General features: G+C 62.2%; 16 protein-coding genes and 1 tRNA gene. 9 read left to right on the top strand and 8 right to left on the bottom strand.

The genetic code is table 11. The annotated features are described in order from the left end of the window. Positions 1-131: 131 nt before the first annotated feature. Positions 132-398: a hypothetical protein gene (locus tag LB555_RS04635; RefSeq protein ID WP_041163471.1), complete on the top strand. Its 267-nt coding sequence runs from the start codon at positions 132-134 to the stop codon at positions 396-398. A gap of 325 nt (positions 399-723) precedes the next feature. Here LB555_RS04635 and LB555_RS04630 read toward each other — a convergent pair whose 3' ends face one another. Beyond that, positions 724-1,284: an EF-hand domain-containing protein gene (locus LB555_RS04630; protein WP_015318294.1), complete on the bottom strand. Its 561-nt coding sequence runs from the start codon at positions 1,282-1,284 to the stop codon at positions 724-726. Between the two features lie 578 nt (positions 1,285-1,862). On the opposite strand from LB555_RS04630, the gene LB555_RS04625 reads away from it, so the two are divergent. Beyond that, the gene (locus tag LB555_RS04625) at positions 1,863-2,138 is read left to right on the top strand and encodes a hypothetical protein (RefSeq protein WP_015318293.1); all 276 of its coding nucleotides are present in this window, start codon (positions 1,863-1,865) and stop codon (positions 2,136-2,138) included. Positions 2,139-2,226: 88 nt separating this feature from the next. Here LB555_RS04625 and LB555_RS04620 read toward each other — a convergent pair. The 3 genes from LB555_RS04620 to LB555_RS04610 all read right to left on the bottom strand — a co-directional run bounded on the left by LB555_RS04620 (position 2,227) and on the right by LB555_RS04610 (position 3,411). Next, positions 2,227-2,300: transfer RNA gene (locus LB555_RS04620), tRNA-Gln, on the bottom strand. Positions 2,301-2,313: 13 nt separating this feature from the next. After that, positions 2,314-2,475, bottom strand: coding sequence for a hypothetical protein (locus LB555_RS04615; RefSeq protein ID WP_157163664.1), 162 nt, complete (start codon positions 2,473-2,475; stop codon positions 2,314-2,316). Between the two features lie 3 nt (positions 2,476-2,478). Beyond that, a complete protein-coding gene (locus tag LB555_RS04610) occupies positions 2,479-3,411 on the bottom strand; it encodes a lysylphosphatidylglycerol synthase domain-containing protein (protein ID WP_224682354.1) in 933 nt (310 codons plus the stop codon). A gap of 295 nt (positions 3,412-3,706) precedes the next feature. On the opposite strand from LB555_RS04610, the gene LB555_RS04605 reads away from it, so the two are divergent. Both LB555_RS04605 and LB555_RS04600 read left to right on the top strand, forming a co-directional pair. Next, a complete protein-coding gene (locus LB555_RS04605) occupies positions 3,707-5,125 on the top strand; it encodes a Ppx/GppA phosphatase family protein (protein ID WP_263488904.1) in 1,419 nt (472 codons plus the stop codon). 25 nt (positions 5,126-5,150) lie between these two features. Then, entirely contained in the window at positions 5,151-5,948 is a 798-nt protein-coding gene (locus LB555_RS04600; protein ID WP_015318290.1) for an RlmE family RNA methyltransferase, read from the top strand. Positions 5,949-6,077: 129 nt separating this feature from the next. On the opposite strand, the gene LB555_RS04595 is transcribed toward LB555_RS04600, so the two are convergent. Beyond that, a complete protein-coding gene (locus LB555_RS04595; RefSeq protein ID WP_140720815.1) occupies positions 6,078-7,499 on the bottom strand; it encodes an MFS transporter in 1,422 nt (473 codons plus the stop codon). 241 nt (positions 7,500-7,740) lie between these two features. Here LB555_RS04595 and LB555_RS04590 point away from each other — a divergent pair, with 241 nt between their 5' ends. The 5 genes from LB555_RS04590 to LB555_RS04570 all read left to right on the top strand — a co-directional run bounded on the left by LB555_RS04590 (position 7,741) and on the right by LB555_RS04570 (position 11,095). After that, complete coding sequence (locus tag LB555_RS04590; protein WP_140617089.1) at positions 7,741-7,986, top strand: type II toxin-antitoxin system Phd/YefM family antitoxin; 246 nt, start codon at positions 7,741-7,743, stop codon at positions 7,984-7,986. Beyond that, a complete protein-coding gene (locus LB555_RS04585; RefSeq protein ID WP_140617088.1) occupies positions 7,983-8,438 on the top strand; it encodes a PIN domain-containing protein in 456 nt (151 codons plus the stop codon). The genes LB555_RS04590 and LB555_RS04585 overlap by 4 nt, the downstream gene beginning before the upstream one ends. Positions 8,439-8,573: 135 nt before the next feature. Further along, a complete protein-coding gene (gene guaB / locus LB555_RS04580; RefSeq protein WP_015318286.1) occupies positions 8,574-10,076 on the top strand; it encodes an IMP dehydrogenase in 1,503 nt (500 codons plus the stop codon). 31 nt (positions 10,077-10,107) lie between these two features. Next, positions 10,108-10,650, top strand: coding sequence for a hypothetical protein (locus LB555_RS04575; protein WP_224682352.1), 543 nt, complete (start codon positions 10,108-10,110; stop codon positions 10,648-10,650). A gap of 25 nt (positions 10,651-10,675) precedes the next feature. Next, positions 10,676-11,095: an MAPEG family protein gene (locus LB555_RS04570; RefSeq protein WP_224682351.1), complete on the top strand. Its 420-nt coding sequence runs from the start codon at positions 10,676-10,678 to the stop codon at positions 11,093-11,095. 47 nt (positions 11,096-11,142) lie between these two features. On the opposite strand, the gene rnd is transcribed toward LB555_RS04570, so the two are convergent. The 3 genes from rnd to LB555_RS04555 form a co-directional block, all read right to left on the bottom strand. Continuing rightward, positions 11,143-12,294, bottom strand: coding sequence for a ribonuclease D (rnd, locus tag LB555_RS04565; RefSeq protein ID WP_015318283.1), 1,152 nt, complete (start codon positions 12,292-12,294; stop codon positions 11,143-11,145). A gap of 75 nt (positions 12,295-12,369) precedes the next feature. After that, on the bottom strand, positions 12,370-13,614 hold the full coding sequence (locus tag LB555_RS04560) for an MFS transporter (RefSeq protein ID WP_140718265.1): 1,245 nt from the start codon (positions 13,612-13,614) through the stop codon (positions 12,370-12,372). Between the two features lie 163 nt (positions 13,615-13,777). After that, positions 13,778-14,152: an avidin/streptavidin family protein gene (locus LB555_RS04555; protein WP_140718263.1), complete on the bottom strand. Its 375-nt coding sequence runs from the start codon at positions 14,150-14,152 to the stop codon at positions 13,778-13,780. Between the last annotated feature and the right edge of the window lie 123 nt (positions 14,153-14,275).

Raw genomic sequence — 14,275 nt, 5'->3', positions numbered from 1 at the left:
GCCGCTATTTGGCTCTCGGCAAGAGCCAGCGACGATGAAAGAAGAAACCGTTGCCGGCATGCATCGAGCATCAGCGTACTGGGTAGCGGTGGGTTTCTTCAGCAGCAACCGCGTGAACAGTCGTGGGGGTGATGAGTGACGAGGCCATGGCCGCCGTGTTGGGCTCACGTGATGATGAAGTGCAGGTCCTCGGTGTATTCGACGCAGCGAACAAGAAAGAAGCCGCCCTTGAACTTCGCCGTCTTGGAGAGGCAGTTCACTTTTTGGCAAACGCGTCGGTATTGGGCTACGACGTTCGTTCTGCGATAATCTTTCATAAAGTTGCGGGAGCGCCATGCTTGAGGGCGAAGCAATGTGAGCAACTTTGGGCGAAACACGGCGCGCTGCTGGTAAAGTAACACTGCAGTTCTTGATGGAAGGCTTGTCGGTGACGGCTGGCCCGACTGTGTCTGCGATCCTGACGGCTGGCCCGGGCCTCGCCCGATCCGGCTGCTTTACGGATGACTGCGTTGAAAGGATCTATGTGAGGACATCTGGCCGGATGCCCGCTCAACTTGACCTTAGGTCGCTGGATGGGCGATTGGGAACCGGCAGCGGGCTCCGGGGGAGAACGCGCCCACGGCCGTGTTGCCTCTCCCCAAAGCCCCTCATGGCGCCTGTGGTGTTCGCCAAACTCCGAGCCGCTTTTTGACTAGCCGGATTTCAAGCTAAGACACTAGCCAATCACGGCATTTCTTCACGACCGCCAGAGCCATGCGAGAAAGACTGGATTTCATCCATGTCGATCTTCCCGTCACCGTTCTGGTCGATTGCAGAGAAGATTCTGCCGACAGCCTCCTGGACCTCGTTCTCGGACAGCGATCCGTCACCATCCGTGTCCAGAAGCGCCAGTACAAGTCGCATCCCGGTGCCGCGCATCATGCGAGGACCATGATTTCCGACCATTCCATGCTCACCGGCCGGCCCGCCAGTGCGGTGCCGCTGCCAACCGTCTCGATGACGGGAAGCTTCCTCTTGACGGTTGTCACCCTCCTCTTGCCGATTGTCACCTTCGTTAAAGCTCCGATCCTGTTGCATTCTCTCCTGGACGGCTTGCTCAATCATCTGGCGAATCATTTCATGCGTCGGCCCACCCGTCTGTCCGCTCACATCCGGCAGTTGCCCAGCTCCGGGCTGTTGGGTCGCCGGGGTTGGTGCAGGTGTTCCGTTCGTCTGGGCGAGCGCAGGGAAGGCCGCGAACATCAAAGTGGCGGCCGCGGTGGTCGTGCAGCGTGGAAATCTCATGACATGCTCCATTGGTTGGTCGTGGTCTGCCTCAAGCTGATTGGCTGGCCCCCAACTTGGAGTTCATTCTGATTGTTCCTCCCTGGAGATCGGGTCACGATGAAGTTACACGACCATGGAGTATGGGCTTCAACATACTGTGCCGACAGCAGCCGCACGTCACGGCCACGTGCAGTCAATTCTCGCCCAACAATGCAATGAGCTGCAGGCTTCGATCCCGACCAGGCAGCGTGGCAGGCCCTCGAAGAATGGCAGCACGCGCCCACGCGTCAGCTTCCTGCGAACGACAATCTCACCTCGTGGACTTGCAGAATCGGCAGCTGCGGCGGCCTCATGCGAGCCGACCGGGGCGAAATCATCCGTAGGACATCCAGTTTGGCTGGGGAACCTGGATCTTCGGTAATCCGGCCGACGATGTGGTGACGCTGGAACCCTAACCGGCCGGATCCTCGACGCCGACCAGAAGCCCGCCGCTCGCCACGGCGGGCTTTTCACTTGCCTCGCCGTTCCCGTCATACTCGACCGGACCGAGGCGCTGCACGAAACCGAGAATTCATAATCTTGTTGCAGCGTAGGGAATGAACAAGAAAACGAAGATCATTTCTTATGCCGTGGTGCTGGCGTGCCTCGCCTTCGCAAGCTGGCGGCTTATTTTGCTTGTCTCGGCCGGCCAGTGGAAGGGAAGATTCGGCGGCTGGAGAGAATGTGAAACGTTTTGGTGCTATTCGACGGGCATCTTGTCTTATGCGAGCGTGGTTGCGTTCTGCCTCTTCGCGCTCTACCTGTTGCGCTACCGCGAAAACTATGTCGCGAAGCTCTATCGAGATTACCACGAAATGAAGGGAAAGGGCTGATGCCCCCGGGTGAGACATCCATTTGGGTGTAACACTTAGCAATTTCTAATGTTCGCTAAGCAGCTGAAAACAACGATTAAAGAGGTGTTGGCTGGGGAACCTGGATTCGAACCAGGACTAACGGAGTCAGAGTCCGTGGGTCTACCGTTAACCTATTCCCCAGCAGGCGTGACTATCACTGTAAAAAGTGAAAACCGCGCGGGCCGAACGGCTGAGCCGCTTGAGCGCTGCCTTGTAGCCGCCAGTGGAAAATAGTCAAGTCTGCTTTGCGGTTCAATTGCCAGGTTTCATCACCGGTTCCGAACACCAGCTTTTCCGGTGGCGTGCGAACCTCCAAGCCTCAGCTCTCCTTGCGGCTGAACTGCGAGCGTTCGAAGAACAGCACGATGCCCAGGCCCAGAGACAGCGGGACGATGAGATAAAACAGCCGGAACACCAGCAGCGCCGCCACCACGCCGACCGGGTCCATGTCGGAAAGCCCGGCCAGGAACACCACCTCGAAAACGCCGAGGCCGCCTGGCGCGTGCGAAATCTGGGCGACCGAGAAGGAGACCAGGAAGACGCCCAGCACGACGAAATAGCCGGGATTGTGCACCTCGGGCAGGGCGAAGAAGATGATCGCCGCGGCCGCGAGCAGCTCGATCGGGCCGATCAGCAACTGCCTGGCGACGATCGGCAGCGCCGGATAGTGCAACTGAAACCCGGCGATCCTCAGCGGGCGCAGGTGCAGCCAACTGCCGAATACATAGGCTGCGATGAGGACCAGCATCGCAATGCCTGCCGCCTCCGACAGGCCGTGATGGGCAATGCCGGAAAAGCGGTCGATGATCCGCGGCTCGAACACCAGCACAAGGCCGGAGACCAGTAACGTCGACAGCACGAAGGTTATCCAGCAGATCGCCACCAGCACGCCGACTTCCTGGCCGGTCAGCCCCCTTGTGCCGTAGGCACGGTAGCGAATGACGGCGCCGGAGAACACCGAGCCGCCGATATTGTGCGACAGCGCGTAGGTGGTGAAGGAGCAGAGTGTCACGAACAGCCACGACACCTTTTTGCCAATATGCAGCAGCGCGATGTGATCGTAGCCGGCGAGCGCGGCATAGGCGACGACCGAGCTCAAGCCCGCCAGCATCCAGCCACGAGTTGGAATGGCCGCCAGCCCATCCCAGACGTCGTCGAGCGAGATGCCGCGCAATTCATGCCAGAGCAGCAGCAGGGAGAAGATCACCGCGCCGATGCCGACGACCGGCCAGAAATAGCGTTTCCAGTTCATTGCCCGACTGCCATGCGTTGCGTATCCGCTTCCTTTCCGTCGAGAGGCCGTCCGCCCCGGATTTCCCATTCATTTCAGAGATGCCTCATTGAAGCCGGCTATTCAACCGCGAACACTTGTCGCGCCTGATGCCATCCCTGTTTGCCGGGCGGCGCGACGGTGTTGCGCTACCAGCCCAGCCTTGCCGGTGCATTACGCCAGTGCAAAAACAGGCCCGCGCACCCAGCCGGCAAAATTCAGCATGCGGCTCTTGGTGATCGGGCACGGCGCTGTTAGTCTGGCGGCAACTTGAAACATGCCAAAGCGCCTGCTGCGTCCTTCACCGGTTCGCGCGGCGCCGGAAGGAACGACAGTGGAAGACCGCGACACCGGCGCAGGCGCGCCGGAGGTGGGCGCGTCCAGCGCTTCCCTGGGGCCATCAGGCCCGGGGACAGCCGGTTGGCAGCAACGCCGCCCAACGGAGCCTCGCTCCGTGAATGGGCAGGCTGGCGACGCGACCCAGAAGGGCAAGCCCAAGAAACGGCGCAAGCGAAGGCGTGGACGCAAGGTTTTTGCGCGTGACGAGGCGCGCCCAGGGGACAATCAATCGCCGGTGCAAGGCAAGGCTCATGTCGCGGCGGTGGATTTGAAGCCTGTTGCCGCGGCGACAATCTCGCCCGCCGCTTCATTGCCTCGCCCCGAACAAGGCCACCGCCGGCCGCCGGTGCACGAGCTTCCCGTCTTCGCCGCGCTGGACCTCGGCACCAACAATTGCCGGCTGCTGGTCGCCGTTCCCACGCGTCATGGCCAGTTTCGCGTCATCGATGCCTTCTCGCGCATCGTCAGGCTGGGCGAGGGGCTCACCGCCAATGGCCGGCTCGGTCAGCCGGCGATGGACCGCGCGGTCGAGGCGCTGAAGGTCTGCGGCGATAAATTGCGCGGCCGCAAGATCAGGAAAGCAAGGCTGATCGCCACCGAAGCCTGCCGCACCGCCGAAAACGGCGTGGAGTTCCTCGATCGCGTCGAACGCGAGGCTGGCCTGAAGCTCGAGATCATCGACCGCCAGACCGAAGCCCGCCTCGCGGTTTCCGGCTGCGGTTCGCTGGTCGAGCGCGACACGCAGGGCGTCGTCCTGTTCGACATCGGTGGCGGGTCTTCCGAGATCGCCCTGATCGATCTCACCGGCCGCCGTTCGCCGCGGCTGGCCAATCACATCGTCTCGTGGACCTCGCTGCCGGTCGGCGTCGTCTCGTTGGCGGAACGCTTTGGCGGCCGCACCGTGACGCGCGAGATATTCACCGCCATGGTCGACGACGTCGCCGGCAGGCTGGCCGCTTTCGATGGCCGCGATCGGTTGAGCCATCTCACGGCCAGCCCGAATTTCCATCTGCTGGGCACTTCGGGTACGGTGACGACGCTGGCCGGCGTCCATCTCGACCTCGAACGCTACGACCGCCGACGGGTCGACGGCCTGTGGATGGACCGCGACAGCGTCGACCGCATGGTGGAGAAACTGGTCGGCTGGGATTTCCAGCAGCGCTGCGCCAACCCATGCATCGGCACCGACCGCGCCGATCTCGTGCTGGCCGGTTGTGCCATCCTCGAAGCGATTCGCGCCGTCTGGCCCTCGGAGAGGCTGCGCGTCGCCGACCGGGGCTTGCGCGAAGGAATATTGAGTGAGCTGATGGCCGATGACGGCGTCTGGCGCAATGACGGGCGTGCCCGGGCATCATGATCATGCTCAAACAAGAAATCAGGCAATGACGAAGAAACCAGAAAAGCCAGGATCCGCCAGCATTCGCGTGCTGAAGACGCGGATCAAAAAGAAAAGCGGCCTGAAGGAATCGTCGCGCCGCTGGCTGCAGCGCCACATCAACGATCCCTATGTCCAGCGCTCCAAGGCCGACGGCTATCGCTCGCGCGCGGCCTACAAGCTGATCGAGATCGACGACAAGCACCACCTCTTGAAGCCCGGCATGAAAGTAATCGATCTGGGTGCCGCCCCCGGCGGCTGGTGCCAGGTCGCGGCCGCGCGCACGAAATCGACGGCCGAAAACCCGCATGTCATCGGCATCGATTATCTCGAAATGGACGCCGTGCCCGGTGCGCCGGTGCTGCTGATGGATTTCCTGGACGCCGACGCGCCGCAAAGGCTGGCCGAGGCGCTGGGCGGGGATCCGGATGTCGTGCTGTCCGACATGGCGGCGCCGACCACCGGCCACAAGCGGACCGACCATATCCGCACCATGCATCTGTGCGAGGTGGCGGCCGATTTCGCGCTCTCGGTCCTCAAGCCGGGCGGCCATTTCCTCGCCAAGACCTTCCAGGGCGGCGCCGAAAATGAGTTGCTCTCGATGCTCAAGAAGAATTTCCGCTCCGTCCATCACGTCAAGCCGCCGGCCTCACGCGATGAATCAGTGGAGCTCTATCTGTTGGCCAAGGATTTTAAGGGGCGAGAGTCCGGTCCGCCGCCAGGCGGATCGGAACGTCCAGTGGACGTTCCGAAGGACTCGAGCGCCCCGAGCCATAGCGAAGGGCCGGGGGACGCCGACGGCTGAAAGGCCAGCTCCCCGCCGGTCCGCCGCCAGGCGGATCGGAACGTCCAGTGGACGTTCCGAAGGACTCGAGCGCCCGGAGCCATGGCGAACGGCCGGGGACGCCGCGGCTGATCGCTCTACGGCGACTTATCACTCTCCCGGCGATCTGACGGGTTCCAGCGTCTTCGGCGTCGTCAGCCGGCCATGGCCGGAGACGGCGTTACCGGCGTCGGGCGCCATCCGCATGAACGACAGCGACGCCGCCGCCGACACCGCCGCCACGATGAAGAAGGCGGTATGGAAGTCGCGCAGCGTCAGCGGGCCGCCATGGATCGAGGTCGAGACTTCCAGAATGCCGCCGGCGAGCGCCACGCCGAGCGCGATCGAGAGCTGCTGGAACACCGCCGTGATCGGCGTTGCCTTGCTGGTATCCTCGGCCGACACCTCGGCATAGGAGAGCGCGTTGACGCCGGTGAAGAACATCGAGCGGATGAAGCCGCCGACCAGCAATATGGCCAGCATCAGCGCGTAAGGTGTTTCGGGGGTGAAGAGGCCGTAGATGGCGATCGATGCGGCGGCGACCAGCGAGCCGACGATCAGCACGCGGCGAAAGCCGACAACGCGGAAGATCAGCGCAGTGACGAATTTCATACCAATGGCGCCGATCGCCGAGACAAAGGTGATCATGCCGGACTGGAACGGTGTCAGCCCGAAACCGATCTGGAACATCAGCGGCAAAAGGAACGGCACGGCGCCGATGCCGATGCGAAACAGCGAGCCGCCAAGCACCGACGAGCGGAACACCTGGTTACGGAACAGTTCGAGCGCCAGCAGCGGATTTTTGGCGCGGCGCGCATGCATGAGGTAGAGCCCGCCCGACAGCAGTCCCACGGCGATCGTGATGAAGCCGGTCGCCGGCGGCAGATAAGGCAGGCTGACCACAGACAGGCCAAAGACGACGCCTGAAGCGGCCAGCCCGCTCAGGACGAAACCGACGAAATCGAGCGGCGGCGTCTCGGTTGCCTCGGTTTCCGGCAGGAAGCGAGTGGCAAGCCAAATGCCGATCAGGCCGATCGGGACGTTGATCAGGAAGATCCAGTGCCAGGTGAAGTAGGTGGTGATGAAGCCGCCGATCGGCGGACCCACCAGCGGGCCGACCAGTGCGGGAACGGTCAGCCACGACATGGCGGCGACCAGCTCGCTCTTGGGCGTGGCGCGCACCAGAACCAGGCGCCCGACCGGGGTCATCATGGCGCCGCCAATGCCTTGCAGGAAACGCGCGACTACGAAGGCGGGCAGCGAACCGGAGAGGGCGCACGCCACCGAACCGGCAATGAACACTGCAATCGCGGCACGAAAGATGGTCTTGGCGCCGAAGCGGTCGGCCATCCAGCCGCTGATTGGAATGAAGATCGCCAGCGACACCAGATAGGCCGTCAGCGCCAGTTTGAGCGCGATCGGGCTGGTGTGGATGTCGATGGCGATCGCCGGCAGCGATGTCGCGATGACGGTCGAATCCATGTTTTCCATGAAGAGAGCGACCGCCAATATGAGCGGAATGGTGCGGTTCACAAGACGCGTCCGGACTGATTCTCTGTGTCGTCGGCTGGGGCAAGCCGGCACGCAGGGCGGTTATCACGGCCAGAGGGTGATGTCGTGTTAAATTGCTGTCACTTTTGTGCGACTGCAAGGATGCGGCCTTTCGCTTTGGCATGCCCCATGCCGGCAGAGATCCCTGCCAGGCAAGGGACACCTTGCATGGAACGACACACATCATTATTGTAGTGAATATAACTACTATGGGAACATTGCCATGGAAAAAGGTGTTTCGGCGGCCGATGCCAATCGCAGGTTTTCTCTCCTACTGCGCGGCGTTCGCGAAGGACAAAGCTACGTGGTGACCAGTCACGGGCGTCCGGTCGCTCGGATCGTGCCCGCGGATCATCAGGAGGGTGTGGCTGCCCGATCGCGCGCGGCGTTGTTGTCGCGCCTTGAGCGCCAGCCTGTCATGAATGCCGGGCAGTGGACGCGCGATGAGCTTTATGAGGACGAGCATTGAAGATCGCGCTCGATACGAATATCCTTGCTTACGCGGAAGGGGTGAACGGTGCGGAGAAGCGCGACATCGTTCTCGAATTGCTGCGCGATCTCCGGCAAGATGACGCGGTTATTCCTGTTCAGGTTCTTGGTGAACTCTTCAACGTTTTGGTCCGCAAAGCAGGAAGACCGCCCCTGGAGGCACGGGATGCCCTTCTGAGCTGGAGCGACGCATTTTCCGTTGCCGCGACGACGCAGGACGTGATGATGATGGCCGCTGATCTGGCTACCGATCATCGACTCAGCATTTGGGACTCGGTCATTCTCTCCACGGCCTCGCAAGCTGGCTGTCGGCTGCTGGTCTCGGAAGATCTGCAAGACGGCTTCACATGGGGCGCGGTCACTGTCGTCAGTCCTTTCGCAGCGCCGCGTCACCCCTTGCTTGATGCTCTAGCGGGGAAGTCTGGCGACTAGAACGCGGAACGACGCAACGATCGGCTTTTCATCCGTCCCGCGACGTGTTACCAGCCACCGCCAATCCTGAAAGGGAATAACGAGTCGGCGCTGTCCATTCTGGTCCAGCGCTTTTTCGCATTCAAAGGGCTGGCCATGGCAAAAATCATCGAAACGTCCACCGGCGCACTGGCGCTGACCTTTGACGACGTGCTTTTGCAGCCCGGTCATTCCGAGGTCATGCCCGGCCAGACCGACATCCGCACCCGCATCGCCGGCGACATCGATCTCAACGTGCCGATCCTGTCGGCGGCGATGGACACGGTCACCGAGGCAAGGCTCGCCATCGCCATGGCGCAGGCCGGCGGCATCGGCGTCATCCATCGCAATTTCTCGCCCGCTGAACAGGCCGAGCAGGTGCGGCAGGTCAAGAAATTCGAATCCGGCATGGTGGTCAACCCGGTCACGATCGGGCCCGACGCCACGCTCGCCGACGCATTGTCGCTGATGCGCACCTATTCGATCTCGGGCATTCCGGTGGTCGAGAATGGCGGCGCCGGTGGCCACAAGACCGGGCGGCTGGTCGGCATCCTGACCAACCGCGATGTGCGCTTCGCTTCCGATCCGGCGCAAAAGGTCTACGAATTGATGACCCGTGAGAACCTGATCACGGTCAAGGAGAACGTCGACCAGGACGAGGCCAAGCGGCTTCTGCACCAGCACCGCATCGAGAAGTTGGTGGTGGTCGACAAAACGGGCAATTGCGTCGGGCTGATCACCGTCAAGGACATCGAGAAGTCGCAGCTCAACCCGCACGCCACCAAGGATGCGCAGGGGCGCCTGCGCGCCGCGGCCGCCACCAGCGTCGGTGATGACGGCTTCGAGCGCGCCGAGCGTCTTATCGAGGCCGGCGTCGATCTTTTGGTGATCGACACAGCGCATGGCCACTCGCAGCGCGTGCTGGACGCGGTGACGCGGGCGAAGAAGCTTTCCAATTCCGTGCGAATCCTGGCCGGCAACGTCGCCACCGCGGAAGGCACACGGGCGCTGATCGACGCCGGCGCCGACGCCGTCAAGGTCGGCATTGGCCCGGGCTCCATCTGCACCACCCGCATTGTGGCTGGGGTCGGCGTTCCGCAGCTTTCGGCCATCATGTCGGCGGTCGAGACAGCGCACAAATCAGGCGCCTCGGTGATCGCCGACGGCGGCATCAAATATTCCGGCGATCTCGCCAAGGCACTCGCCGCCGGCGCCAGCGCCGCCATGATCGGCTCGCTGCTTGCCGGAACCGACGAAAGCCCGGGCGAGGTCTATCTGCACCAGGGCCGCTCCTTCAAGGCCTATCGCGGCATGGGCTCGGTCGGCGCCATGGCGCGGGGCTCCGCCGATCGCTACTTCCAGGCCGAGGTGCGCGACACGCTGAAACTGGTGCCGGAAGGCATTGAAGGGCAGGTTCCCTATAAAGGACCTGTGTCTGGCGTGCTGCACCAGCTTGCGGGCGGGCTGAAAGCCGCTATGGGTTATGTTGGTGGCCGCGACCTTGCCGATTTCCGCGACCGCGCCACCTTTGTGCGCATATCCAACGCCGGACTTCGTGAAAGCCACGCCCATGACGTCACGATTACCCGCGAAAGCCCCAACTATCCCGGCGGAGCCTGATTCTTCCGGGCTTTGGGCGAGCTTGACCGCCATGGTGCTGCGCTTGTCGCGCCATGTGGGGGCGCTCTGCTTCCTCTCGGTGGCGGTTTTTGTCGCCATGACGGGGATGGAGTTCTTCTATTTCCGTCGACTGAGCGGGGGCCTGGCTTCGCTCGACATGCGTTATTTCGGATTCACGCCCGACGAAGGCATGGCCTGGCTTACGGCGCTTGGCCGGCGCGGCAGCGAGATCATCCTAGTCTGGCACTACCTGACCTTCGATCTTCTGTTTCCGGCGCTGTTGTCGCTGACGCTGGTCAGCCTGATCCTGGCAACTGGCCGGCGCCTGAAGAATTTCCGCGTGCTGCCGGCGCAGATGCAGGCGGTCTTCGCCCTGGTCCTGGTGCTGCCCTATACGCTCGCCGACTACGCCCAGAACATCGCCGTGGCGCGCCTTCTGTCCGATTTCCTCTACGCCAATCCGGACTCGCTGTCCTTTGCCTCGGCGCTGATCGTCACCAAATTCGCGCTTCTCGCCGTCCCGGTCATCGTCATTGCCGCTTTCTGGCTGGCAGGCCAAAGACGTCGGAGTTGAAGCGGAGCAGGGCAGGGGCGGCTTCATGAACCAGACCACGATCTTCTGGCCTGTGCTGGCTCATGTGCTGCTGATCTACATCGTCTATATCGTCATGGGCCGGCGCCGCTATGTTGCTGTCAAGTCGGGTGAAGCCAAGGTCGGCCAGTACAAGGTTCGTTCGACCGAGCCGGCCTCTACTGCCACCGTCGCGAACAATTTGATCAACCAATTCGAACTGCCGGTGCTTTTCTACGTCCTGTGCCTGACACTGCACATGACCAACGGCGTCAATTACATCACCCTCGCACTGATGTGGATTTTTGTCGCGTCGCGCTATTTTCACGCCTGGTTTCACCTGACCAGCAACAAGCTGCTGGTGCGCAACCGCTCCTTCGTGCTGGGCGCGGTGGTGCTGGCGCTGGGCTGGATCTGGCTGGGCCTGCACTTGCTCGCGATCGTATGAGTTGCGCCAATCACCTTCTCCAAAAGGGAAGGGGGAAAGGCCGGCGCCTATAGATCGAACACCGCGATCTTGCGATTGTCGAACTTGATGCCGATCTCGCCGCGTACCAGCTTCAGCGCGTGTTCGCCGAACACGGCGCGCCGCCATCCTTGCAGCGCGGGCACATCGGCATCCTCGCCCTCGGCGGCGATGCGATCGATGTCATCGCTGGAGGCCAGCACCTTCGAGGCGACGCCCTGTTTTTCGGCGACGATCCTGAGCAGCACCTTCAACAGTTCCGCGGCCGCATTCGAGCCCTCGGGCGGCTGGAAGTTTTTCGGCAGTTTCGGCATCTGCTCCTTGGGCAGGGCGAGCGCGGTGTTGACCGCGCCGAGCAATGCCGTCGCTGTCGAGGAGCGTTCCCAGCCTTTTGGCGTGGTGCGCAGCTTGGCAAGGGCTGGCGCATCGCGCGGTCCTTGCTGCGCGATCTCATAGATCGCGTCGTCCTTGAGCACACGGCCGCGCGGCACGTCGCGTTCGCGCGCCTCGCGTTCACGCCATGCCGCCACGGCCTGCACGATCGCCAGCTCCTGGGGCTTGCGAAGCCGCATCTTCAGCCGCTTCCAGGCATCCTCGGGGTGCGGATCGTAGGTCTCGCGCGAGGTCAGGACATCCATCTCCTCATTCAACCAGTGAGCGCGGTTTTCCCGCGCCAGCTCGGCGTTGAGGTGCTGATAGACCTCGATCAGATGGGTGACGTCTGCCAGCGCGTAGTCGAGCTGCTTGTCGGACAGCGGCCGATGGCGCCAGTCGGTGAAGCGCGACGACTTGTCGAGCCGCGCCCCGGTGATGCGCTGTACCAGCTGATCGTAGGAAACGCTGTCGCCGAAGCCGCAGACCATCGCCGCCACCTGGGTATCGAACACGGGGTGCGGAACGAGGTCGCCGAGATGGACGATGATTTCGATGTCCTGGCGCGCCGCATGGAAGACTTTGACCACCGCCTCGTTGGCCATCAGCCTGAAGAAGGGAGCCAGGTCGATGTCAGGTGACAGCGGATCGATCAGCGCGGTCACGCCGGGCGCGGCCATCTGGATCAGGCACAGGATTGGCCAGAAGGTCGTTTCGCGGATGAATTCGGTGTCGACGGTGACGAAATCCGACTTTTCGAAAGCGGCGAGAACGGTCTCGAGTTCTTTCTGGGTGGTGATGACGTGCATCAAATCGCTTTTGGCAGGAGTAGGGTCTTCCTAGATTTCAGCCGGGAAGGCTTTCGTCAAGCTGTGGCGCCACCGTCACGGTCCTTCCGGACTGTCTGGATCGCTATTTCTCCTCGCCAGCCGTGCGAAAATGGTCGACGTGCGCAACAGCGCCGTGAAGCGGCTGCGCTTGCCTGCCGGTACTCCAGAGCGTGCCTGCATGCGGTAGAGGATGACGGCGATGAAGATCGCGTAGACCACGGCGCTGAAGACGAACAGCGCGCTTGGCCCGAAATACTGCATCGCGGTCGAGGCCGCGAAAGGGCCGCCAATTGCGCCGAAGGAATAGAACAGCATCAGGGCGGCGTTGATCAGCACGAACTCGCCGGCATCCGCGCGGTCGTTGGAATGTGCCGCCGACAGCGAATACAGCGGCATGGCGAAACAGCCGAAGATAAAGATGATGATGAAGTTGAGCAGCGGGTTGCTGCCGGCGATGAACACCAGCGCCAGAGCCGAAAGCATCGCGCAGCAGGTCGTCATCAGCAGCACCCGGCGCCGATCCCAGCGGTCCGAGAGGTAACCGAGCGGATACTGGATGATGGCGCCGCCGAAAATGCCGACGCTGACGAAGGTGACGACATCGCCGACCGACATGCCGATCTGCTCCGCATAGACCGGCGACAAGGTGCGAAAGGCACTGTTGGTGACGCCGACGGCGATGCAGCCAAAGCAGCCCAGAGGCGAAATCCGCCAGACGCGGGCCAGATCGAGCTTGACCTCTTCCGGCGGCGTCGGGTTGGAGCGGTCGCCGAGCGAGACCGGCACCAACGACAGCGTGATCATGATCGACATGATTGCGAAGATGGTGAAGCCACCGGCGCCGAAGACGGGAATCAGGAACTGGGCTGATGTCACCGATCCGGTATCGACCATCCGGTAGATCGCCAGCACGCGGGCGCGGTCGCGGTTAGTGACGCCGGAATTCAGCCAGCTTTCGACGATGGTGAACAATCCGGCGAAACAGAAGCCGCCGGCAAAGCGCACCGCGCACCACATCACCGGATCGACAACCAGCACGAGCAGCAAGGTGCCGACGGAGGCGATCGCCGCCAGCGCCGAAAACGCCCTGATATGGCCCACAGCCTTCATGATGCGGGTGATGGCCAGGCAGCCGAGCAGGAAGCCGGCGAAATAGAAGGTGCCCATCAGGCCGATGTCGGAAGCCGAAAACCCTTCCTGCGCGCCACGCAGCGCGATCAGCGTGCTCTGCAGCCCATTGCCGCCGAGGAGGATGCCTGCGGCGAGAAGAAGCGGGATCAGGGGACGGATGGAGGACATAAGGAATACAGCCGCTCATCGTTGATCCTTTTTGGACCATCGTCTCCGTCGATGCCAGCGGCATTTGCCAATGAAAAGGCAGCAAGGCCTCGGCCCGAATTCAGCTCGGCGGATGAAACAGATGTCGATGGCGACCGGCAGCGCCGGTTAATCGGTCAGAGTATCAATCGACGCGCTCAAAAGTGTCTAGGCTGGTCCCGAAGGCGCGCCATGTTCCAACCGTGGTCAGCTTTGCGGGCTCACCCTCGGCATCGGCTGAAAGAGCCAGGCCAGCCACTGTGTGCCATAACATCTCGATCTTGCCGTCTCGAAAAATGCCGGTATAGCTGACCGCCGCCGGCCCCGTCTTTCCTAACGCCGCGGAAGTAAAGCCGATCACATCTCCATGAGCGGCCCCGTGAAGAGGCACTTCCATCCCGGAAAAGCTGCTGTCGGGCAACGCTGTCTTGAAGACACCGCGGATCAAACCCTCACTATCGTCCTCGATAATTACAACCGAACCGTATTGATTGCGCCAAGTGCCCTTCCAGGAAAACATGTTTGCCTCCTCTCAGTCCATCATGCGCTAACGTGAGAGGCGGTTTACCGTTCCGCCACATGAACGGCCATAAATTGAAAGCCGAAGTTCCAAGCTGAGAGATCGCCCCCTCCGTCCCTTTGC

The organism is Mesorhizobium sp. BR-1-1-10, from assembly GCF_020165595.1.
Lineage (GTDB): Bacteria > Pseudomonadota > Alphaproteobacteria > Rhizobiales > Rhizobiaceae > Mesorhizobium > Mesorhizobium australicum.
Note: the sequence above shows the minus strand (reverse complement) of the source record. Positions and strands in the feature narration are given on the sequence as shown.